Genomic DNA, 22,910 nt, shown 5'->3' with positions numbered 1-22,910 from the left:
ATCTACTCATGGGCAACACTTTTCTTTTTCATAAGAAAAGCTTTTTATTTTGATCAATTTTTTACTTATAATCTTCAAACAATTGATGTTTTGTGATGCTGTATAATTTCTCTTGATTAATCGTATGAACTTTTAGTTGTATTACAATTTTATCTTCTTCTTTTATACGTAAGTAAATCGTTACAATAATATGATACAAATATTGGAGTCTGTTTATAGCTGTTATGGTCTCATGCAATTATCCTTAGATGACTCTCACGTGTCTTGGCAGTTTTATCTTTGCTTTGAGAGAGGTGTAAAAAGGGGATTTTAAGAAGTTTCAGTTTAGAAAGAGTTTTTTTGCCCGCGAAAAGCTCTCGGAGAGTGCCAAGGCTGGTATGGAACAAGCGGGCGAAGATCTGGCTAATTCGATTGTCGATGGTTTTATGGGCACCATCTCACAACTGACAGATTTTTGTAAATCTTTGCCTCATCGCATTAAGGGGTGGATTGGGTCCATTAATTTAAGAGAGTTTTTGCCAAGTTTTTTGGGGGGTAAAACAGCCATTCAGCCCATACCACAATTTGCGGGGGCGGGGCGTGCAAATTCCCCTTTCACAGAAGCAAAAGGCAAAGAGCGCTCCACCATCACACACAATCAAAATGTCACGGTGCATGTCAATGGCGCCCGTGATCCTGTTGTCACTGGTCGTGCGGTTGCCCATGCCATTCAACGGGCACGTGCTAATGCCCTGCATGGCGGGACAGAATGATACGGGTTACAGAATAAGGGAAAAGACGGCGTGCTGGAAAGAACACAATGAGGGGAGGGATGAAGTGCTAGGAGGGCGCAATGGTAGGAGAGATGCAATGATACGTTTCGAAAGAGATGACGTGCTGGAAGGGATACAATCAATGGGAGGGAGCCTATGAGAGATCCTTTGATGATGTTAGGACCGCATCAATTTTATGTGGATTGGCTGAATTTCCAATCTTTTGAAGAAGAGTTTTCTGCCTCATGGGTTTGTATGGAGCGTTTTGGCAAGGCACCCAGTTTGCAATTTACCAGCTATGGCAATGATGCAAAGACCATTCATGGGGTTTGGTTTCCAGAAGAATTTGGTGACCGGGTAGCAATAGATGCCATCACTACAACTATCCGAAGAGCAAAGCCGGTCCAGATGCTTCGTTGGATTAATGATACGACCTATAGTGTCCTTCTCCATGGACCCGTAGTAATCACTACGATCAATAAAGACCACGACTATATCAGTCGCTCTGGTCAATCCCAGCGCATCCGCTATTCCATTACGCTCTTGCCCTTTTTTAATGGCGGAAAACCACAAGGACAATACCAAGAGAGACAATATCAAATGGGGTATTACCAAGAGGAACCTACCCCATGAAGATACCCAAAAAGCGCGTTATTGTAGAGCTAGAGGATATGAGCCTCGATCTCCTTTGCTTTCACCATGTCATGGCTGTGTTAGGAGACCGGAGGCAAGCTGGTTTACTCAAAGGCTATTTAGAAGCCACACTGGAAGCTAATCCAGAGATTGCCAAATATGGTGTGTTTTTACCACGGGGCTTAAAGGTCATTCTGCCTGAATTTGTTAGCCAAGAAAAGAACAGCATGGTGAAGCGGTTATGGGATTAATGCGTACACACCCTTTTATTGTGGTCAAGGTGGGAGACAAACCTGTTCATGAGGTTTTTTACCAGCGTCTTTTAACCGCAACGATTACGGACCATGCCGGGAATGAAGCCGATACATTTGAAGCAGAGTTTGATGATAGTGGTAATGATTTAGAGGTTCCCTCAAGCAATAGTGCGCTACAGGTGATCTTTGGTTATGAGAACAGCATCAGTGCATTTATGGGGTGTTTTGTTGTCGAATCGGTTGTAAGTTGTGGTGGCAGTGATGGAGAGATTTTGCGCCTTTGTGGCAAAAGTGCCTCGATGCGTAAAGAGCTCAAAGAACAGGTGAGTGAGCATTTTGATCACAAAACTGTTGGTGAGATTGTTGAGACACTGGCCAAACGCCATGGCTATCAAGCAAAGGTCAGTCCTCAGTTCACTCAACAAACTTTGCCTTATGTGATTCGTACAGATCAATCGGCGGTTGATTTTTTAACCCGCCTTGCCGATCGCATGCGGGCACGTTTTTTAATCAAAGACAATAAGTTTTTGTTTTTAAGCGGAGATAATTTACCAGCATTAGCAATCCATAAGTACGACTGTTCCAACTGGGAATTTACGTTAGAGCCACGTACGCAATATGGCACCATTGAAGCTTCTTATTTTGATCGCTCAAAAGGGCAGCAATGCCAAGTCAAACATCAGACAGGGTTTAGCGGTCCCGTGCGGCGTCTTCGCACTTGTTACACTTGTGAGGAGGAAGCACGAGCTGCTGCTGCTTCCGAGTCGGACAGGTTGTGTCGTGCTGTAGGCAGTGGTTCTTTGACCATTGAGGGGCGTCCCGAAGTCATGGCGGATCAACCTCTTTTATTGCAAGGGTTCCGTGGGCAAATCAATGGGCCATGGAAAGCCGCTACCGTTACCCACTGCTATGAAAAACAAAGCGGATACACAACAGAAATCACCTTTGAGGCACCAAACAAGGGAAAAGAGGCAGGAGAAAAGGAAACCTCTGAGTGACAGAAAATCAAAGGGGCAACTTGACCGAATTCTTTAAATGCTTCTCTTTTTAATTAATGTGCTTAGGATACAGAAAAATTATCAGTCAATTTGACTAAAAGAGGTCATTACATCTTATAAATGCTGCTTCTCAAATAATGCGATTCCAACTCAAGGAGTTGATCATCTCAAATTGCGATTTTGAGTAGAAAAGAAAAAGGAGCTTTAAATACCCTTTTAAAGGTCTTTGATGACCCTTTGAGAACCCCTTTAAAACTCTTTGAAAAAAAATGAATTGGTACAAAAACTAGTGTCAAAATATACAAAACCCGCTGGCAAGCTACAGGCAAGCTACACTGCTGACAAACTACACACAATAAAAAAGTAATGGTAGCGGAGGAGGGATTTGAACCCCCGACACAAGGATTATGATTCCTCTGCTCTAACCTACTGAGCTACTCCGCCAAAATAAGCAATCATAATTGTCAATAATTATATCTTTTGCGGATATAAGGGGTAGAATAGTAAGATGTCAAGCATCGTTTTTAAGCTTTTCTCTTGTCATTCTATATTATCCTCGATATGTAAAAGTGTAATTTTATATGATAAAGTAAGGTAAGGCATGAAAATGGTGCCACGTGTAGCGGTTTTAGGATGCGGTCATTGGGGTGAAAATCATATACGGACACTCCACTCTCTCGGAGCTTTAGCAGCAGTTTCTGATATTGATAATGATCGTGCTGCTAGTTTTGCAACACTGTATGGTGTAGAGGTTGTTACACCAGATGATCTTTTTACTCATCGAGATATTGATGCGTTGGTATTAGCGTTGCCGCCACAATTGCATACGCAAAATGTGCTCCGTGCTGTTAAAAATGGTAAAGATGTTTTGGTGGAAAAACCAATAGCCTTGAATGTTTCTGATGCTAAACGCCAAGTTCAGGAGGCTGAGGCCTATGAGCGAGTTTTTATGGTGGGCCATATTTTACGTTTTCATCCGGCTTTTGAAAAAATGTGTGAATTGGTGAAAAACGGAGATGTGGGAGATGTGCGATATATTTATTCTCATAGATTAGGCTTTGGAAAATTTCACACACACAGTGATGCTTTATGGGATCTTGCCCCTCATGATCTCTCAATGATTTTGGCGTTGACAGGATGCGAACCTTCCGAAATTCGCGGTGAGGGGGCTGCTGTCGTTGATCAGATTTCTGATTTTTCTCATATTCATATGATTTTTCCAAATGGTGTGCGTAGTCATCTTTTTACTTCACGCTTAAGCTCTTATCGTGAGAGGCGTTTAACTGTTGTTGGAACAAAGGCTATACTCGTTTTTGATGATATGGAACCGTGGAGTCGTAAATTGGCAATGCACCATTTTGCCGTTTGGAAAGAAAATCAAGAGTGGGCTTTTAGCATGGATGAGCTGAATTATATTGATGTTTGTGAAGACTTGCCGCTTACTTGCGAATTACGGCATTTCCTTCATTGTATTGAAACGCGTCAATCACCTCGTACAAATGGTGATGATGCTATTGCTGTTTTACGGATTTTAACAGCTGCTGATGTCAATTATGATAGATAAAAGAGATAGGTAGCGCTTTTGCATTCTTGTGATGATCAATGGAGTTAATATGCAATTCATCGACCTTGGGGCGCAGCGTGCGCGTATTGAAGATAAAATTAATTCTGCAATTGCGCATGTAGTCGCTAGTGGTAAGTATATTTTGGGGCCAAAAGTAACAGAATTTGAAGAGAAATTGGCAGAATATCTTGGCGTTAAACATGTGATTGCATGTGCTAATGGAACAGATGCTTTGAAGATGCCTCTTATGGCTAAAAATATTGGTCTAGGGGATGCTGTTTTTTGTCCTAGTTTTACATTTTCAGCAACGGCTGAAGTGGTTGCTTTGGTGGGGGCTGAACCTGTTTTTGTCGATGTTTTACCTGATACATTCAATATTGATGTTGAAAAACTTTCTCACGCTATCGAAATGATAAAAAAAGAAGGACGTCTAAAGCCAAAGGCTATTATTGCTGTTGATTTATTTGGGCTTTCTGCTGACTATGTGCAAATTGCTCAAGTGGCTGCCAAGGAAAATCTTTTTGTAATTGAAGATGCTGCTCAATCTATGGGGGGGAGAAGCGGTAATACTATGTGTGGTGCTTTTGGTGATGTGGCTGCTACAAGTTTTTATCCTGCAAAACCATTAGGATGTTATGGCGATGGAGGCGCTATGATGACCAATGATGATCATTTTGCAAAACTTTTACGCTCTATTTTGTTTCATGGTAAAGGTGAAACGCAATATGACAATGTACGTATTGGTATGAATTCGCGCCTAGATAGCATTCAGGCTGCAATTTTACTAGAAAAGTTTGTGATCTTTGAAGATGAAATGGAAAAGCGTGTAGAAATTGCTCAACGCTATTCCAATGGCTTAAGAGATATTGTTACAGTTCCAGAAATAGGAGAAAATATTCGTTCTGCTTATGCACAATATACGATTAAGGTAAAAGAACGGGATAAATTAAAAGATTTTTTACAAAAAAATTCTATCCCTACAATGATTTATTATAAAACTCCTTTACATCAACAGCCAGCTTATAAACACTTCCCTTATGTAAAAGATTCCCTTTCTGTTTCAGAGTCTTTGGGAGAGTGTGTTTTAAGTTTACCAATGCATCCTTACTTGACACAAACGGATCAGGATATGATTATCAAAAAAATAAGAGATTTTTATCACTCTTGAGAGCGTATTTTTATCCTTAAAATTATGGTCAAATCTCTATTGGTGATCCATCTTAGAAGGTATTTTTTGTTAGAGTATGTGACCAATGTCTTTGGTATTATTTGCTTTCTAGAACCTATGAAATGTTGTTCTTTAGAGCGGAGATATGATTAGCAAGTGAATCTGCTAGACAAGAAGATATTTTTTAACAGAACGGTATGGGCTAAAAAACTTTGTCCTTTAGCTTAGCAGAAAAGTCACGTTTAATAAAAAGGATTTGGGGTATGAAAGTTACAATGAACCTTTGTTGATTTTACTCTTCATTTAAGGTGTTTTAAAAGATAACTTATTTAACAGGGCTTTGGGAGAGAAAAGTTATTTTTTTGCGAATACGTGAGGCTAGGTCATTTTTGTTTTTTGATTTTTGAATCAATGTGTTGATGGGTGATGTATTCCCCTCTTGTAGCGCTATTTGAGCTGCCAATGTTGCTGCAAGTTCTTTTGTTTCTTCACGGAGTTCTTCCAGCAATTGGTGGTTAGCAGTCGGGTCAAGCTCATGAGTTTGGATTTTTTGTAAGCGTTGCTGATAGAGTGCGATTTTTTCACGCATCATTTTTCTTTCCTTTGAAAGTGTGTAGTGTGGCGATATTTTGTTTGATTGCTATCGCTTCTTTGGTGAGAGTATCTTTTGTGGGGAGGCATAGCCGATAAAATTGTTCTGTTACTTGGCTCAGTTGTATTTTTTGTTGGGCATATTTTTTTTGCAAAAATTCATACTTTTGTTGGTTGTTTGCTAATTCTACAGCATGTTGTGCACGAAGAAAATCGTGATTTGCTTCTATTTCCGCGAGTGATAATGGCATTTTCGCACAAACATCTTTATATGCAAAATGAACGGCTTTCCGCCAAATAAAAGGAGATAAAAGCACCAGTAACCAAGAAGTGAAAGCAACTCCGAGTATAAAAAAAAGAAATGATTGAATAAGCATAATACCCCTTTTCAAATAAGAATACGTTTAAAACGGATTCCATGTCGGTTTAGGTGTTAATTTTAAATATCCTACATTGATACCAAGGCGTGCGCCGACTCCTGTACGTATTGGGATTAACAAGGTATTATGGTATTTTAGGACATGAAAACCAACACCTGCAATTAAATAGGCCGAACCTGAAATACCACCATAGCGTCTCCATAAATTATTTATGCCATTAAGATTGTAAACTAAGATCATTAAACGGGAGCCTTGGCCGCCAAAATCCCATCCTACTGAGGGACCTTGCCAAAAAACTTTATGTTGACCATAGCTTTTGGTAAAAACCCTTCCTTCGCCATAGGTTAATCCAGCAAAAAAGGCACCAGAAGCTTCTTCTCCTAAAATATAGGCATTGGGATAACCGTATTTTGAAAAAATATTTTGAATTGCAACAGCCAAACCACTGGCTGTTTTTCCAAAAAAAATATGACCAGAATCAATAATTTCTTGGAGTGAATAATGAGGCTCGTTTTGCTCTATTGGTTTTAGTTGAGCATGTGTGGTGTTTATGGTGATGAATAAAAGGAAGATTAAAGATATAATATTTTTGTACCAGTATTTGAGCAGAGAGAGAGCCATGGAGTTTTCTCCTTTTATTAGTGATAAACAAAAAGATAATATTAGAATTTTCATGCTATTCAAATAAAAAATAAGATATAAGGTTATTTAAATTCTTGAATTTATTTCTGATTTTTTAGCATGATTGTTAATATTTCCTATTATGCATCAGATGTTAAGAGTTTTTCTTTAAAATAAAGTTTGTTTTTTTGAATCTAGGAGTTTTCAATCATTATGACGTTAGATATTTCTTTGAAGCCTATGGATCTTGCTGCTTTGCTTTGTAGTCGTATTTGCCATGATTTGATTTCACCTGTGGGGGCTATTCAAAATGCAATGGAGCTTTATGATGAAGGAGGAGCTGAAGAAGATGCTTTACAATTGGTGCGTTTATCCGTTGCAAGTGCTGCTGCACGTCTACAATTTGCGCGATTGGCTTTTGGTTTTGCTGGTGCAAGTGGAGGACAAATAGATACACGGGCTGCAGAGCAGGTTGCTCAACAATATATGAAAGAAGAAAAAGCAACTTTAAAATGGCAAGCTTCTTCTTTATTGTTAGAAAAAGATGAAGTTAAACTTTTGCTTAATTTATTATTGATTGCAAATGCAACAGTTTCTCGTGGTGGTGAAATTGTTGTTATGATTTTGCAAGAAGAAAATAAGCGTTCTTTTCGATTTGAGGTTTTCGGTAGAACTCTCCGTATACCCCCTCATTTTCTTGCGTTATTCCGTGGAAAAGTTCAAGAAGAGCTTGTTGATGCACATGTCATCCAATTTTATTACACAATGTTACTTGCTCAGATGACAGAGATGAAAATAAATATTGATGAAAGTGATGGTTGTATTGTTTTAGAAAGTATAAAAAAGCTTTGAATAAGAGAGAAGCGCTTAAGCTGTGTTGGGAAAAGTGGCTTCGATTGAATTTATGAGCGATAAGGTTATATGTGTAAATTTGGTGTGGTTACTTCTTAAGCTTTAAGCGCTTTCTATATGAGATTTTTGGTGTGCGAGTTTTCTACTTTTAACAGAGAAAAGATCTCGGGAAAAAATCTCGGCCCGCTAGACTCCGAGATTTTACAATGTGCATGTTCACTGCTTAAGCGGTTTTTCGTACGTTCTCTTCAACTGGATCACGTAATACATAACCACGTCCCCAAACTGTATCAATGTAATTTACACTAGAAGAGACTGCTTCCAATTTTTTCCGCAATTTACAGATAAAAACATCGATAATCTTTAGTTCTGGTTCATCCATTCCACCATAGAGATGATTGAGAAACATTTCCTTGGTAAGGGTGGTACCTTTGCGTAAAGAGAGAAGCTCTAACATTTGGTACTCTTTACCGGTTAAATGAACAGGGCGCCCTGCAACTTCGACAGTTTTTGTGTCAAGGTTAACGGTGAGATCTCCGGTAACAATAACCGATTGTGCATGTCCTTTAGAACGACGAACAACTGCATGGATACGTGCAATGAGCTCATCTTTATGAAAAGGCTTCGTCATATAGTCGTCTGCTCCAAAGCCAAAACCACGAACCTTGTCTTCAATGGCATTCATACCAGAAAGGATTAAGACAGGAGTTTTTATTTTTGCCAATCTTAGAGTCCGCAAGACATCATACCCTGACATGTCAGGCAAATTCAGATCAAGCAAAATGATATCATAATCATAGAGTTTTCCTAAATCGATACCTTCTTCACCCAGATCAGTGATATAAACATTAAAGTTAGCCGACTTTAACATCAACTCAATGCTTTGAGTAACTGCTCTATCATCTTCAATTAATAATACGCGCATTTTAGATCCCTCACTTTGCTCCTTCACGAATCATAAGGAGCATTTCTATTTTATATCAGTTAGCAAAACCACTGTTATAAAAACAATTCATTAAATCAAACACTTATGACAAAGTGTTTATGAACATTTCAGTAGTACGCGTAACAATCACTACTAAATTCCCCACTATCCATGATAGTGGTTAACAAAATATTTTTATTTTTGAAAGAGGCTACAAAATTATTTTAGAAAAATCCCATATTTTTTAACATAATAAACAAAGAAGGGCTTTTTCTATAAACTTTAACTTAAAAAAAATTTGTAAAAGAGCGTTATAAATTACTTTTTTACAATTTCAGTGTTTATTTACTGAGCTTTAAACCTCTTCATTTATAATGGGGGGAAAAGTTAAAGAAATAGTTATTGCTCTTTAAAGCAGATTGTATTTTCAGATGCTTTAATGCAAGGCAAAAATTATTATAATTTCAAGTTAATAGACTGTTTTTGTCGGATAGACATATAACTAAAAGATATTTATTGGGTGTGAATGCGAGTTTTGAGTTGGCGCAATCAAGGAGTAGTGAGTATGAAGCCACGAGAAAATATGGTGCGATTGAGGATGTTTCAAGTGCGTGGAAAGCGCCGTGAAATTGCACAGCTTGAGATGATGATCGCAGAATTTGAACGAATGGTGTTAGAGTTGGAAGCACAGATTACTCATGAAGAACGTAAATCTGGAAACAATGATGTTCACCATTTTGCTTATTCTGCTTTTGCGCGTGCAGCGCGGCAAAGACGTGATAATCTGATCAATTCAATTCGTGATTTAGAACTTCAAAAAACAAACGCTGAAATTGCTCTCCATGAAGCTAATACAGAGCTGCAACGTGCACAGCTTTTGGAAGCACGAGAAAAGAAGATTGTTGCGGATGATAAGGATATTTTGATTCAATCTAATTCAATGGTTGGCTAATTCAATGGTTGGCTAATAAAAGCAATTATTGAAGAATCCATTCTTTCAGGTTTATCTTTTGGATATAGTATAAAACAGCCAAACTTTTATCAAGTTTGGCTGTTTTATAGATTGCTTTATGTTATCAAATCGTAATCAATGGCAACTTAATGCCTGTAGTGTTGAATCTTGGTCGTTCGTAATCCCGCTAAACCGTGTTCATCGATTAAACTTTGCCATGAAAGAAATTCTTCTACAGTCAAAGTATAACGGTGGCACGCTTCGTCAAGACTTAACAATCCACCTCTGACAGCCGCAACAACTTCAGCTTTGCGACGAATCACCCAGCGCCGTGTTGTTTGCGGCGGTAGGTCGGCAATTGTAAGCGGACTTCCATCTGGCCCAATAACATATTTCATTTGTGTTTTTATCAAGTTGCTCATTCGTATCCTCTACCTTTAGTCAAGGACTTGATTCGTTTATAGAGCATGAAATTTAAAAAAGAGCTAAAAGCGCTGAAAGAAAAAATTAATTATGTAAAAAGAAGCTCAAGTTGAAGTGTGTAGAAGAGATTCTTGCAATATTTTACCGGATTTTTCAAAAGAGCAAAAAAGGATTTCTCCTAAACGATTGCCATTATGCCTTATTTCCATCATTCTTTTTTTGTTTGCAGCAGCTCTTAAGAAAGTAATGCCTATGGTTGTGGAAAGGATAAAAAAATAATATAAAGACAATCAATCGTGTAAAAGTGCTGAAGAGCGTGCATCAGAATGTCAACATATGGGTAGCCATTAAACAGAGCAGTAAATAGAGAATGAATACATGTTTTTAAACAGTCTTGATTTACCAGGACAACCTGAAGATTCTCGCATTGTTGTTGCAATGTCGGGGGGGGTTGATTCATCGGTTGTTGCAGGTCTTTTGAAAAAGGAAGGGTATAATGTTATTGGCATTACGTTGCAGCTTTATGATCATGGGGAAGCAACGCATCGGGTGGGGGCGTGTTGTGCAGGACAAGATATTGAGGATGCACGCCGCGTTGCAGAAACACTAGGAATTCCTCATTATGTTCTTGATTATGAAAAGCGCTTTCGCGAAGCTGTTATTGATCCTTTTGCAGAAAGTTATGCTCATGGAGAGACCCCAGTACCATGTATTGCATGTAATCAAACGGTTAAGTTTGCTGATTTATTAGCAACGGCACGCGAATTGGGGGCAGATGCTTTGGCTACGGGACATTATATTCGTTCGCGTTCCAACGGAGCGCATCGAGCACTCTTTCGTCCTCTCGATAATGATCGTGATCAGAGTTATTTTCTCTTTGCAACGACACAAGAACAGATTGATTATTTGCGTTTTCCACTTGGTGATCTTCCAAAAGCCCGCGTTCGTGAAATGGCAGCAGAAATGGGCTTTGTGGTTGCCAATAAGCATGATAGTCAGGATATTTGTTTTGTTCCACAAGGAAAATATTCAGATGTTATCGCAAAACTGCGTCCAGAAGCAGCTAATCCTGGCGTTATTGTCCATATTGATGGAAAGATTTTAGGTAAACATTCGGGAATTGTTAATTATACGGTTGGTCAACGTCGTGGTATTGGGGTATCAACGGGTGAAGCGCTTTATGTGGTTTATCTCGATGTGGAAAATGCACGTGTTATTGTTGGACCGCGTGAAATGTTAGAAACGCATAAGCTTTTTTTACGTGATGTGAATTGGCTTGGTGATGAGTCGTTAGATAATTTCCCTTCTCAAGGTATTGAGGTGGCTGTAAAGGTGCGTTCAACGCGTCCTCCTCACCTTGCGCGCTTACATTATAAAGAAGGTATTTTTTCCGTTGATTTATTGGAATGTGAAAATGGTGTGGCACCAGGGCAAGCTTGCGTTCTTTATGATGGAAATGGTCATGAGGCGCGTATTCTTGGGGGAGGATTTGTAACACATTCAGAACGTGCAGCTGATACTGAAATGATGTTGAAGCGCGTTTTATGCAATCTCGAAACAAAAGATCCTGTTTCCTCAGAACTAAAAACAACAGCTTTATAAAGCATAGTAAATTGATTTATAATGATATTTTTTAATCTTAAACTTGAATGAGGGACTTCCGGAAGATTTTCTCATTGAAAGTTTGTTTTATGATTGAATCCATCAAAATTATATCTTTTACACGTCATAAGCGGGGTTAGGGTGTGGAAAGTGATGATAAAGAAAATGTAAAAATGTTTTTTATCAATGCTTTCAAAGGCTAGGGGACGGCAATATTATTGGAGACTGATAGATAACATACAACATTGGGTATGTTTTATAACTTGAAGTGTTATCATCTTTAGTGGTCAAAGTTGGTAAAATGAGCAAGTGCAATACCTGAGGCTGTGGCAACATTAAGGCTGTCAAAACCGTCAGTCATGGGAATACGTAAGGTGTTTGATTGTTGTAGTATATGGGGTGGTAAGCCATCGCCTTCTGTTCCAAAAATAAGTGCTATTCTTTTGGTTTTGTTGGCTTGCTTGAGAGTGTGTGAGGCAGAAGGGGAGAGTGCATAAAGATGAAAGTTTTCATCGTTTAGAGCAGCTATAATGTCATCTATATCAGCGTTTTGCGTATAGGGTACTTTTAAAGCAGCGCCGGCAGACACTCTTATTGATTTGCGATAAAGTGGATCGCATGAGGTTTTGTCGACAATAATGCCATTACTGGCAAAGGCTGCTGCATTACGAAAAATTGATCCCATATTATCGTGATTCGAGATACCACATAAAACAAGAATCAAAGCTTTTTCTGGAAGATGTTGTAAAAAACTTTGTAAGGATGGCAGTATTTTGCGTTTACCAATACCCAGAACACCACGATGAACATGGAAGCCGGTGATATTATCCATAACTTTTTGTGGAACGCAATAAATGGGACATAGAGGCTGTGTTTTTTCTAAAAGCGGTAGAAGTCCAGAGAGACGGTTTGCTACGATGAGCAGTGAGATGGCAGAAAACTCTTTCGAATGTAGTAATGCGGACAATGTTACTTTGCCTTCAGCAATAAATTGATGTTGCCGTTCAACAAGATCTTTTTCACGGATATTATGATAGGCTTTTAGGCGTGGATCATCTGTTTCATTGATTGTTGTGATATTCAAATGCATGCGAGATTTTTAGTGCTTTTTTCTTATGATTTCCAGATGTTAGAATTTGTTTTATTTAAAAAAAAGAGATAAAAAAACATTATTTTAAAACTTATGGTAGAATTTGTATTGACAATATGCAACCATAGGTATAATGTAAAAATACTGATACGGAATCATATATTTTTTCTCGTATCGGGTGCAGTGTCTTGGGTCCCCGCTATTTCCCAAGTTCTGTATGCCCTTAATTTCTAAGGGAAAAGAATCTGGGTCCCCAATGCCCAGATTCTTTTTTTTTGAGGGTAATCATTGTTCTTCTTTTTATATCTAAATTTTTTAGTAAATCATATTTTAAAATCCAGTTGACCTGTAAAGTTACCGTAGAGTGCTAAGATATTTTTTCTATGGTGCAACGATGGCTTATAAATGGGGTATAATGCACATCATAAGACTGAAAAATAATGCATGATCATGATAGATTTGAGCAAAAACAAGTTTTTCGTTTATGAGAAGTGAGATGGCTTTAAGTTATTCAGAAAACGATTAATAATGAAGGTTATGTGTTTGATTGCTCTTGGGAAAGCTCTTTTTTCTATTATTTTCTCTCTTCTTTATTTATTGATGCTGTTCGTGTAACTGAGCAGTTTTTACGATAATAATGGTGAGCTGAGGCGTTTATTGTATGATGAAGCTTCTGTAATATTGAGGAAAGATCGTCGTTATGCCAAAAGTATAATGATATGGTTGAAAATATTAATTCCCTATTTCGTGAAGAAAAGGATGAGGTTCATGGATGTAAAAATCAATATACAAAGCTTGACTTTATACTCTATTTTTATTGCGTGTATTGTTTTTGCTTTGAAATATTGGACATATCACATCACAGGTTCGGTTGCACTTTATTCTGATGCATTGGAATCAATTGTTAATATCCTTGCGTCATTGGCAGCATGGTGGGCTGTTAAAGTGAGTATGAAGCCAGCAGATCATGATCATCCCTTTGGGCATCATAAAGCGGAATATTTTTCCGCAATTCTTGAAGGGGTACTCATTATTATTGCCGCAATTGTTATTTTAAGAGAAGCATGGATAGCTCTTTCTACCGTTAAATTGTTGCAGAAACCTGGAATATGGCTTGTTATTCATCTTATTGCAACTGTCATAAATTGTATGTGGGGAATGGTTCTTATTTGGCAGGGAAAACTCCATCGCTCACCGGCTCTTAAAGCTGATGGAGTGCATTTTATAACAGATGTTTTTACTTCGCTTGCAATTTTAATTGGTTTGATTGCCGGTTTTGTCGGGGGATGGGGAGCTTTAGATCCAATTTTAGCGATAATCGTTGCCGTTAATATTCTCTTACAGGGCTGGAAGGTGATTAGAAATGCTGTTCAGGGGTTAATGGATGTTGGCGTTGAATTGAATGAAAGCATGCGGATTCGGGAGCTGATTTCTGCAAATGCATCGGGTGCGCTTGAGGTCCATGATTTGCGGACGCGTGTTGCTGGGAGGGTTACTTTTATAGAGTTTCATTTGGTTGTGCCTGCTGTAATGCAGGTAGGAGAAGCACATAAAATTTGTGATAAAATCGAAGCTGTTCTTCAAAAAGAATTTGATAATGTGCGTATTTCTATTCATGTCGAGCCTGAAGATGAGGCAAAATTGCCTCCCGGTACAACGGTAATCCCTTTTATATAAAAAGATTTTTCAAATTGTCTGTTATGTTAGACTGTTTTTTTATGATGGGGTGATTCATACCTCTCGAAAATACAATGATGCTCTTTTGTTGATTTAATTTTTGCATCAATCAAGTATACAAGGTTAAACAGAGTATTTAAGGCAAGATTTATTCTATTTCGTTAAAACACTGTCATTTAAGGTGTGGTGAGATAAGGCATATAAAATTTGATCTATTAAGTGTTTTTAGAGTATGGAGTAAATATTCAAAATAGGACTTGCCGGTGTATTCTTTTGTAAGTGAATCTCATGAAATGGTTAGCAGCTTAAATCCATTTAAGAAAACGGATCGTTTACAGACTGTCGGGAGTAGATGTTTCGTTTCTTAGGGCGAGGAGGAGTGAAGCCTTCGTAATAAGTTTAATGAGATTTAATTATAAATTTTGTATAAAAGTTATGAATAGGGTTTTAAAGTTTGTGATCATAGATTAATCGTCATTATTGTTGCTAATAAATGTGTTGTTTTATCGATACAATGTGTTCTGTTTAGAGTGTTCTTTATTGCATGAAGGATGGGGGACTCATTAAAAGATGAAAAAACAAAAATCATGCTCATAACTCTACTCTTTAAAGGATATTATTGTCGTTACTGTAGAAAATTGTAAAGCTAAACTAAAGAATGATGCTAAAGATAGAAACTGGTTTTTAATTGATGCCTTCATATTTTCATTCCAATCTGGCATCAAAATTTTACAAGGACTCGTACAGTACTGGTGCATCCTAATCATAATATGCTGCTATATCAGGGCTATTTTAATTTATAGATAATAACAAAAAGCAAAGACTTTATAAGGAAAAAAAGCTATAAAGTCAAAAATTTATATGCAATAAATTAGAGAGGTAGATCGAATTTTTATAGAATACTTTATGAAACAACCACCAAACATATCTGGCTTTACTTTTACTTATTTTTACAAACGTTCGTTTGTGTCTTTTGCGTTATATTCGTAAAGATCAGATTAGCGGTAATCTAAAGATAACTCTTGGTTGAGAATATGAAAGGAAAGCGTGATACTATAATAGAGTCTTTTCTGTCTTTATCGTTCAACCAGTAAAAGTGATTACAAATCCGTGATTTCTCCAAAAATGATTTTGTCATACTTATAAACAAAGTTAGATCAAAACGACTTTTTTCTCTTAAAACTGTAAACAAATATATTGTATCCGTATAGCTTGAACGAAGTTAGATGTTTAACTGAATAACGACAGTATATATTTTAAGAATAGAGAAGATATTTCATATCGCTATGATGTTATTCAAGAGCTCTTAAAACAATGATTCCTGGTGTTTTTTCAACATAATTCATAAAAGGAGAATCAACGACTTTTTCGTTTTCTTTTCGTGAAGAAGCATTTCTTAACATTGGCCCTCTATCTGTCATGATAAAGAAGCCCACATGTGTTACATCCAATCCAGCAAGTTTCGTATAAATACCAATGAAATCACCAGACTGTAAACGACCTATAACCTCCTCATTAATAAAGTTACTTGGAATATACGTTATTGTGCGTTTCACAACTGGCAACCCAGGTAGATAGCTTCCACCATCAGCTTTTTTATTGAGATATTTTTCTATTTTTACCGCATGGGGACTTATTTCAGCGGTAATATCAGTGGCGAGTTTATATTCTCTATAAGCCCAATCCGTAAAAAAATGTTTCCGATTTAAAAAATGAACATTACCGTTAATATAACGCGTTTTTATGACGTTATTTATGAATTCTGTTTGGGATGTTGATTTGCGCAATGCTTCAACATAATCCAGATAAGTGAAGCAATCTAAGCCTCTAAAATCAATAATCAGTTTTTCTGGTGTATTTTCTGAGCCATGTAACATATTTGCTTGGTAAGGTGTCCCTAAAAAAGCTTCAGAAAGAAAGTCAATTAGTGCCCCTTTTTCCTGATAATTTGTTTCTGAACGTTTTTTGAGAAGAGCATTTAATTTATTTAGAGTATAGGGATCTAGGTTTACGTTGGTTGTTTGTTGTATTTTTATTTTATTTTCTACAGTACTCTCTTGTGAATCAGAATCCTGAACATCACATCCTGTTACCAACATTAATATGAGAATTAATAGGGATATTTTTCGCATTTTATACACCATTTTGAATTAAAAATTCATGACGAACTATTTCTAAAAGTGCTATTTTTTAAATGCTTATCATGATCATCGTTAGATTTAATGCTAGCATACAATCATTAAGAGTATCAATGAATATAAAGATAAAATCATGGTTTTTAAGGTTACACAAATTGCAAACGATATGAATCTTTTCTAAGATTATAGAATTAAAGGATTTTTCTCTATAATATACTTATTTTTTAATCAAAATTATTGTCAAATAAATATTTTTAAAAATATGATGAGCTTTTTACGTTGTTAAGCTATTCTGGTGTTGCTGCTTTAACTTTATAGCATATTCTGAGGGTAAGAAAATTTTTTAAGAGCTTATCTTTTAAAAGGTTTCAATTACTATAGGATATCTAACGTATCCAATGGAATTGAGATTCCTGAAAACGGTGGGATGAGAGGGGAAAATGATGTCTGATAAAATTCATCGTAATGTCTCTAAAACTATTGGAAATACTCTGTGTTTCATGAAATTTTGTTCATGAGTTTGTCGCACAAATATTTTGTTCGTATAATGCAAAAAAAATTTTTATTCTTTGACAATGAGATAGCAACTAAAGATACACCAATTAAAACGTAATTTTACAGTTTTATCTTGACTCTTACTTAAATTTTTACTTTGTTATTATTTTGTATGTGAAAAGTATACGGTATAGAATACTTTTAAAAGGAAAAGGGAGTTAAAATATAGCGGGGGGAGTCATTGTATGCGTAAAATAGTGTGTATGTTATGCAAGACCAAATGCTCAATCCGAAATTTGTTCAGCGTGGGCTCATTTTAGTGTTCATCACTTTATTGTTAGATATTCTTTGTATTGCGATCATTTGTCCTGTTTTGCCTGAATATTTTTCTCAATTAACTGGAAAAGAGGTCAGTACATCTTTTGTAGAAAGAGGAAAATTACTTGCAGCTTATTCAGTGATGCAGTTTTTGTTTGCTCCTGTTATTGGCAATCTCTCTGATCGTTATGGTCGTCGTCCTATTTTGCTTCTCTCTATTATCTGCTTTGCTCTTGATAATCTCATATGTGCTATAGCATGGAGCTATTCTATGTTATTTATCGGGCGTCTTTTGTCAGGGATAAGTGGCGCTAGTTTTGCAACTTGTACAGCTTATCTTGCGGATATATCTGATGATAAAACCCGTACACGCAATTTTGGTTTGTTAGGCATTGCATCCGCATTGGGGTTTATTTTAGGATCGTTTATTGGTGGTTTTTTAGGTCAGTTTGGTCCGCGTATTCCGTTTTATTTTGCTGTTGGTTTTTCACTCATTAATTTTATTTTTTCTTGGGTTATGCTTCCAGAAACCCTTTCTTTATGGAATAGGCGCTTTTTTGATATTAAGCGGGCAAATCCCTTAGGTGCTTTTTGGCACCTGAAACAATATCCGATGGTTCTTTGGGTGTTATTGGTCTTTTTTCTTTATTGGTTTGCGGAATCTGTATGGTTAAGCATTTGGGCGTTCATTGCAAAAGAACGCTATGATTGGAGTTCTTTTTCTATTGGACTCTCCTATAGTGTTTTTGGGATAGGCCAATTTATTGTAGTCGCTCTCTTTTTGCCTTATTTTTCTAAACGATGGAGTGATTGGCATATTGTTATAGTGGGGCTTTTGTTTGCCTCCGTTGCTATGCTGGGCTATACATTCGCGACGCAGGGGTGGATGGTTTATATGGTTTGTATGTGTACAATGCTTGAATATCTTGTTCATGCACCTATACGTGCGATTGCTTCAGCGCAGGTACCGACAAATGTACAAGGAGAACTGCAAGGAGCGATGACATCTGTTATTTCATTAAGTTTAACATTTGGTTCTGTTTTTTATGTGTTTCTTTTTGAATGTTTTACAGATAAAAATGCACTGTTTTATTTTTCAGGTGCTCCTTTTGTTGGAGGCTTTTTTCTTCTTGTCGTTGCGACAGTTATTTTTGCCTTGCGGGTACGTTAATTTGTTGAGAGAGGCCGGTACGTACTATTTTGCTAGAAGAATGCACAAGATAAACAAAATGTATCATTTTATAGGCAGAAAGTTTTTTGTGATATTTGTTTAACAAAGTGTTATATAAAATATCGATATATCCTTCTCATTTAGTGCAAATAATTTTTTTTATTTTGTGATATTGTTTGTATAGGGGAGTCCGTATTTTTTCTATTGCTTGCAAATTAATATCCAGTGCTAATGCAGCAGCATATTGAAAACAAAAGATTAAAACGTATCTACGTTAGATGTATCAGTATTGTATGAACAATTCCAAATTTTATATGGCAAATTGGAAGTAAAATATTGCTTATATTTGTTGGCATAACTTCTGGAATCGAAAGAAAACCTTATTTTGGAAGAATATAAAGTTGTAAAATTGAAAAGCCGTTTTCTGTTTTGCTATTACTTTTTTATTCGACTTTACAGTTTTCAAAACCATCTACGGCAATATCTTTTAAAAAGTAGAGATTTGTTGCATTGTCTCACACTTTAATTTTTTTTTATTCTTTAGGAGGAGTTATGCTTCTCATGCAAAATAGAATGCTTAAAATTGTATTGTGAATCAAATGCTTATTTGAAGTTTAGGCACTTTTTTGAATGTTAGACACTTTACTCTTTTTAAAAATAGTTTTTATCGATACACTTACCTTGCTTGGGGGGAGAAGCCAATGATTTTGATGGATACGACCTTAAGAGAAGAGGAAGGAGAAAAATTTAAGCTATTCAGTGCGCTCTTTTTAGTTTCAGAATGATAAATAATAATACAACTTCAATAAGTTGTAGGTATAAAAATAATATAATTGTGCGTAGGAAGATGATATAATTTAAAGGAGAGAAGTTAAAAGGTGAGGCTTTTTATTTTAAGATATTTTTTTATAATTCATAATGAGATCACAAAAATGCTGAAAGAGGTAGTGGCTATCTTGTGGTCCAGGAGAAGCTTCGGGGTGATATTGAACAGAAAAAACAGGTTTTCCAATGATTCGAATACCACAGTTTGAACCATCAAAGAGAGAAATATGTGTTTCTTGAACATGTTGTGGTAAAGAGGAAGAATCTACGGCAAAACCGTGATTCATCGATACAATCTCAACTTTTCCAGTGTTAAGGTCTTTAACTGGGTGGTTGGCACCATGATGTCCTTGGTGCATTTTCACGGTTTTTGCACCAACCGTAAGAGCGAGAAGTTGATGACCAAGACATATTCCAAAAATTGGCAAATTATGATCAATTAATGTTTTAATCGTTGGAATGGCATATTGAGCCGTAGCTGCGGGGTCTCCTGGTCCATTAGAAAGAAAAACGCCATCAGGGTTCATTGCCAGAATTTCTTTTGCAGTTGTGTGGGCAGGCACAACAGTAATGCGGGCTTTTTGTGTTGCCATAAGGCGAAGAATATTGCGCTTAATACCGTAGTCAATTGCAATGATATGAAGATTGTGCACATTGTTTGTACCGTATCCTTTATTCCAACTCCATGGTTTTTCATTCCATTGCATTGATGATTGAGATGTCACGTCTTTCGTAAGGTCAAGATTGACGAGACCGTGCCATTTTTGCGCACGTTTCTTTAAAGAAGGAATATCAAAGTTTCCATTAGCATCATGTGCAATGACAGCATTTTGTGCACCTTTTTCACGAATAAGAATTGTGAGTGCACGTGTATCAATACCACAAAGTGCAATAATTTTACGCGTTTTAAGCCATTGATGAAGATTTTCATTGGATCGATAATTTGAGGGATGTGTAATATCTGCTTTGAAAATAGCGCCAACAGCACCATGACAATTGAGAGGAGAGAGATCTTCAATATCTTCGCTATTTGCCCCTACATTTCCTATATGAGGAAAAGTAAAATTAACGATTTGTTGTGTGTATGATGGGTCGGTGAGGATTTCTTCATAGCCTGTGATGGCGGTGTTAAAACACACTTCAGCTTCAGCGATACCTGTAGCACCTGCTCCTTTGCCTTCAATAACGGTTCCATCTGCTAAGACTAAGAGGGCTGTCGGTTTTTTGATACTCCAAGGGTGGCTGGGTGAAGTTGCTTGTATCATAGTATGTATCCACAATTTATTCTCTGAAAGGTATAATGACCAACTTTACACAAAAATCATACCTTTAACAGATGCTGTGTATATTATTCTGGTAACGTTTCGCTTGAAATAGGCAGTATAAGTACATTCCATGAAGAGGTAAAGTCTTGTTTTAGCTTTTCGAAGATCGAGTCCTTAATTATTTTTTTATCTTCCATTGCAAGATGGATAAAGATTGGTTAAAAGGCATATTCTTCTTGAACAAAATTGGATAAATTTATGTTGCGTAACCAGATTGATGGGGCTCTTAGGGCTGCTTTGAAAGTGCAAGATAGTGCGCGTCTTGCTACACTTCGTTTAATGAATGCTGCAGTTAGGGATCGTGATATTCTTTATTATGATGAGGGGAAGCTAGAAGTGGATGATCAGCAGATACAGTCTGTTTTCACTAAAATGCTTCAACAGCGTGAAGAATTGATGCGAGCCTATAAAGAGTCTGGTTGCTTGGAATTGGCAGAGAGAGGACAAGCAGAAATAGAAGTTATTCGTGAATTTCTTCCCTATCAACTTAAGGAGATGGAAGTAGAACAGGTTCTTTGTGAAGCTTTGGCACAAACAAAGGCTGAAAAATTACGCGATATAGGTAAGGTGATGGCATGGCTTAAGGAACGGTATGCGGGGCAAATGAATTTTTCTAAAGTGTGCAATAGTCTTCGTAAAAAATTGCAATAGATCTTGTTAATTCAATGGGATGGGAAAATATTTTTTATTGTGCGTCACCTTTATAAATCAGTAGGATTTTGATAAATATCATTTATTTTTTATATACATACTATTATCAAAAAAATATTTTTTTGAAATCAACGAAGTTTTTTTGGAGCTCATAGAGCAATAAACATTCTTTTATGTATTATATTTTTCTGTTCTTCAAAGCTGTTAGATCATTAAAAAACAAAAAGGTTATAGAGTTTTTACTTTTAAAAAAAATCTATTATTTGCACTGTTAAAAATTTTAAAACAGGATGATTAAGTTAATTGATACAGATTTCCAATTTTGGGGAGTGTATTATTGTCTTTTTTGCTGTTTCAAAGCATTTGTTTGATAAAGAGTTACCATATTTTAGAGTAGTGATTATTCGGTAAGAAATTTAAATATAGATGGTTTTATCAATATGGTGTGTATCTTTTTAATTCAAGTGCTGGTTTTAATGATAAGAAAATCAGAATTTTAGAACGTTTTTTCTAGGGAAGAGATTTTTAAGCTGAGTTTATGAAATAAAAGGGTATTTTGAAAAGAAGTCTTTGTTTTTAATGTGTTCTTGAGATAATTTTGAAATTCTTTTCTCTGATTAAATCCCTTATAAGCTATATAAAATCTATAAGTTATGCAGAATAAAATGAGTAACCTCTATTTATGGGGATATAGTGGTGAATCTGTTAAAAATAGTTCAGTTAGCAACAATGGCTTACCCGTTAACCGCAAACGGGAACGGCGTGCCCATAGTGCACCTTGTTGACCAATATGAATGTAATCGCGGGTTAATTTGTCATTGTTAAATAAATAATGTCCTAGAGGTACAGTTCCCAAATGCATCAAGGCTTGATTGTGTAGGAGGGTTTCTTGTGGAATTACAGTGCGTCCAAGGAGCCAAGGTTTATTATCTCCCATTAATATGATTTCGCGTAGCCAATAACGCGCACTTTCGGGGAGATGCTCTGCTTCTTCTGTTAATTTATCTTGCGTAATAAAACATTCGCGTTGTGGTTGAACTTGGAGGCAGGTACAATATTTCTTTAATCGAAGCGTCATCGAGCCCGATTCCATGAGCCAATCGCGAACGTTTTCTGGTATTGGAGGATTTTGATCAGAGAACCACGTTAGAGGCGGTAAGATGGAATCTTCAAGATCAGACATCGTTTTACTCCACAGCTAAAGTCTTATTCCATATGTTATGTTGGGTTAAATAGATAGCTCTATTGTAATACAAGGAGTATAAAAGCAGCAAGATTTTAACAGGAAGATATCAAAGGGAAAGTCGATTGCAAAGGTCTTTAAAAGAAGATATGCGGGAAGTATATATTATAGGATTATTTTCATTAAAAAAGCAAAATAAGGTATTATGTTTTATCCAAGGCGCTTTCACAATGCGTTACGGAAATTTCTTTATCGCATGAGAGCAATGGGAAAAATGTTTCGTACTTTAAAATTCGTTTGTAACGCATATAAAGAAGAGCTA

The 22,910-nt window shown here is 36.6% G+C and carries 21 protein-coding genes and 1 tRNA gene; 12 read left to right on the top strand and 10 right to left on the bottom strand.

Going from position 1 to position 22,910, the window contains the following annotated elements; all coding sequences use genetic code 11:
• The first annotated feature begins 377 nt into the window (after nt 1–377).
• From ACFIJZ_RS04910 to ACFIJZ_RS04895, 4 genes are all read left to right on the top strand, one after another.
• On the top strand, nt 378–752 hold the full coding sequence (locus ACFIJZ_RS04910; protein WP_375631201.1) for a hypothetical protein: 375 nt from the start codon (nt 378–380) through the stop codon (nt 750–752).
• A 156-nt stretch (nt 753–908) separates the two neighbouring features.
• Nucleotides 909–1,385, top strand: a complete 477-nt coding sequence (locus tag ACFIJZ_RS04905) for a phage tail protein (protein WP_375631200.1) — start codon at nt 909–911, stop codon at nt 1,383–1,385.
• Nucleotides 1,382–1,636, top strand: a complete 255-nt coding sequence (locus ACFIJZ_RS04900; RefSeq protein WP_273791366.1) for a tail protein X — start codon at nt 1,382–1,384, stop codon at nt 1,634–1,636. The genes ACFIJZ_RS04905 and ACFIJZ_RS04900 overlap by 4 nt, the downstream gene beginning before the upstream one ends.
• A complete protein-coding gene (locus tag ACFIJZ_RS04895) occupies nt 1,636–2,637 on the top strand; it encodes a phage late control D family protein (RefSeq protein WP_375631207.1) in 1,002 nt (333 codons plus the stop codon). The genes ACFIJZ_RS04900 and ACFIJZ_RS04895 overlap by 1 nt, the downstream gene beginning before the upstream one ends.
• A gap of 367 nt (nt 2,638–3,004) precedes the next feature.
• On the opposite strand, the gene ACFIJZ_RS04890 is transcribed toward ACFIJZ_RS04895, so the two are convergent.
• Nucleotides 3,005–3,081 (bottom strand) — tRNA-Met (locus ACFIJZ_RS04890).
• 163 nt (nt 3,082–3,244) lie between these two features.
• On the opposite strand from ACFIJZ_RS04890, the gene ACFIJZ_RS04885 reads away from it, so the two are divergent.
• The gene (locus tag ACFIJZ_RS04885; RefSeq protein ID WP_375631206.1) at nt 3,245–4,201 is read left to right on the top strand and encodes a Gfo/Idh/MocA family protein; all 957 of its coding nucleotides are present in this window, start codon (nt 3,245–3,247) and stop codon (nt 4,199–4,201) included.
• Between the two features lie 49 nt (nt 4,202–4,250).
• Nucleotides 4,251–5,369: a DegT/DnrJ/EryC1/StrS family aminotransferase gene (locus ACFIJZ_RS04880; RefSeq protein ID WP_375631199.1), complete on the top strand. Its 1,119-nt coding sequence runs from the start codon at nt 4,251–4,253 to the stop codon at nt 5,367–5,369.
• A 325-nt stretch (nt 5,370–5,694) separates the two neighbouring features.
• On the opposite strand, the gene ACFIJZ_RS04875 is transcribed toward ACFIJZ_RS04880, so the two are convergent.
• From ACFIJZ_RS04875 to ACFIJZ_RS04865, 3 genes are read right to left on the bottom strand one after another with little or no spacing between them, the layout of a single operon-like run.
• Entirely contained in the window at nt 5,695–5,961 is a 267-nt protein-coding gene (locus ACFIJZ_RS04875) for a hypothetical protein (protein WP_375631198.1), read from the bottom strand.
• Nucleotides 5,951–6,337, bottom strand: coding sequence for a hypothetical protein (locus tag ACFIJZ_RS04870; protein WP_375631197.1), 387 nt, complete (start codon nt 6,335–6,337; stop codon nt 5,951–5,953). The genes ACFIJZ_RS04875 and ACFIJZ_RS04870 overlap by 11 nt, the downstream gene beginning before the upstream one ends.
• 27 nt (nt 6,338–6,364) lie before the next feature.
• Complete coding sequence (locus tag ACFIJZ_RS04865; RefSeq protein WP_273790821.1) at nt 6,365–6,961, bottom strand: DUF1134 domain-containing protein; 597 nt, start codon at nt 6,959–6,961, stop codon at nt 6,365–6,367.
• A 213-nt stretch (nt 6,962–7,174) separates the two neighbouring features.
• On the opposite strand from ACFIJZ_RS04865, the gene chpT reads away from it, so the two are divergent.
• Nucleotides 7,175–7,813, top strand: coding sequence for a histidine phosphotransferase ChpT (gene chpT / locus ACFIJZ_RS04860; protein WP_375631196.1), 639 nt, complete (start codon nt 7,175–7,177; stop codon nt 7,811–7,813).
• Between the two features lie 223 nt (nt 7,814–8,036).
• Here the strand turns inward: chpT and ctrA are convergent, their stop codons facing one another.
• Nucleotides 8,037–8,738 (bottom strand): response regulator transcription factor CtrA, encoded by a 702-nt coding sequence (ctrA, locus tag ACFIJZ_RS04855; RefSeq protein WP_273790819.1) that lies wholly within the window; start codon nt 8,736–8,738, stop codon nt 8,037–8,039.
• A 565-nt stretch (nt 8,739–9,303) separates the two neighbouring features.
• Here ctrA and ACFIJZ_RS04850 point away from each other — a divergent pair.
• A complete protein-coding gene (locus tag ACFIJZ_RS04850) occupies nt 9,304–9,690 on the top strand; it encodes a flagellar export protein FliJ (protein WP_273790818.1) in 387 nt (128 codons plus the stop codon).
• A 146-nt stretch (nt 9,691–9,836) separates the two neighbouring features.
• Here the strand turns inward: ACFIJZ_RS04850 and ACFIJZ_RS04845 are convergent, their stop codons facing one another.
• Nucleotides 9,837–10,112, bottom strand: a complete 276-nt coding sequence (locus ACFIJZ_RS04845) for a DUF1153 domain-containing protein (protein ID WP_273790817.1) — start codon at nt 10,110–10,112, stop codon at nt 9,837–9,839.
• A gap of 379 nt (nt 10,113–10,491) precedes the next feature.
• On the opposite strand from ACFIJZ_RS04845, the gene mnmA reads away from it, so the two are divergent.
• Entirely contained in the window at nt 10,492–11,715 is a 1,224-nt protein-coding gene (mnmA, locus tag ACFIJZ_RS04840) for a tRNA 2-thiouridine(34) synthase MnmA (protein ID WP_375621388.1), read from the top strand.
• A 280-nt stretch (nt 11,716–11,995) separates the two neighbouring features.
• Here the strand turns inward: mnmA and ACFIJZ_RS04835 are convergent, their stop codons facing one another.
• Complete coding sequence (locus ACFIJZ_RS04835; protein ID WP_375631195.1) at nt 11,996–12,805, bottom strand: TrmH family RNA methyltransferase; 810 nt, start codon at nt 12,803–12,805, stop codon at nt 11,996–11,998.
• A 768-nt stretch (nt 12,806–13,573) separates the two neighbouring features.
• Here ACFIJZ_RS04835 and ACFIJZ_RS04830 point away from each other — a divergent pair.
• On the top strand, nt 13,574–14,482 hold the full coding sequence (locus ACFIJZ_RS04830; protein ID WP_375631194.1) for a cation diffusion facilitator family transporter: 909 nt from the start codon (nt 13,574–13,576) through the stop codon (nt 14,480–14,482).
• Between the two features lie 1,292 nt (nt 14,483–15,774).
• Here the strand turns inward: ACFIJZ_RS04830 and ACFIJZ_RS04825 are convergent.
• Complete coding sequence (locus ACFIJZ_RS04825; RefSeq protein WP_375631193.1) at nt 15,775–16,614, bottom strand: DUF1460 domain-containing protein; 840 nt, start codon at nt 16,612–16,614, stop codon at nt 15,775–15,777.
• A 769-nt stretch (nt 16,615–17,383) separates the two neighbouring features.
• On the opposite strand from ACFIJZ_RS04825, the gene ACFIJZ_RS04820 reads away from it, so the two are divergent.
• On the top strand, nt 17,384–18,604 hold the full coding sequence (locus ACFIJZ_RS04820; protein ID WP_273790812.1) for an MFS transporter: 1,221 nt from the start codon (nt 17,384–17,386) through the stop codon (nt 18,602–18,604).
• Nucleotides 18,605–19,497: 893 nt separating this feature from the next.
• On the opposite strand, the gene carA is transcribed toward ACFIJZ_RS04820, so the two are convergent.
• Nucleotides 19,498–20,694: a glutamine-hydrolyzing carbamoyl-phosphate synthase small subunit gene (gene carA / locus ACFIJZ_RS04815; protein WP_375631192.1), complete on the bottom strand. Its 1,197-nt coding sequence runs from the start codon at nt 20,692–20,694 to the stop codon at nt 19,498–19,500.
• 258 nt (nt 20,695–20,952) lie between these two features.
• On the opposite strand from carA, the gene ACFIJZ_RS04810 reads away from it, so the two are divergent.
• Nucleotides 20,953–21,405, top strand: a complete 453-nt coding sequence (locus ACFIJZ_RS04810; RefSeq protein ID WP_273790810.1) for a GatB/YqeY domain-containing protein — start codon at nt 20,953–20,955, stop codon at nt 21,403–21,405.
• 676 nt (nt 21,406–22,081) lie between these two features.
• Here ACFIJZ_RS04810 and ubiC read toward each other — a convergent pair.
• Nucleotides 22,082–22,588: a chorismate lyase gene (gene ubiC / locus ACFIJZ_RS04805; RefSeq protein ID WP_375621383.1), complete on the bottom strand. Its 507-nt coding sequence runs from the start codon at nt 22,586–22,588 to the stop codon at nt 22,082–22,084.
• Between the last annotated feature and the right edge of the window lie 322 nt (nt 22,589–22,910).

The organism is Bartonella sp. CL70QHWL (assembly GCF_042194855.1).
In the GTDB taxonomy this organism is placed as follows: Bacteria; Pseudomonadota; Alphaproteobacteria; order Rhizobiales; family Rhizobiaceae; genus Bartonella.
Note: the sequence above shows the minus strand (reverse complement) of the source record. Positions and strands in the feature narration are given on the sequence as shown.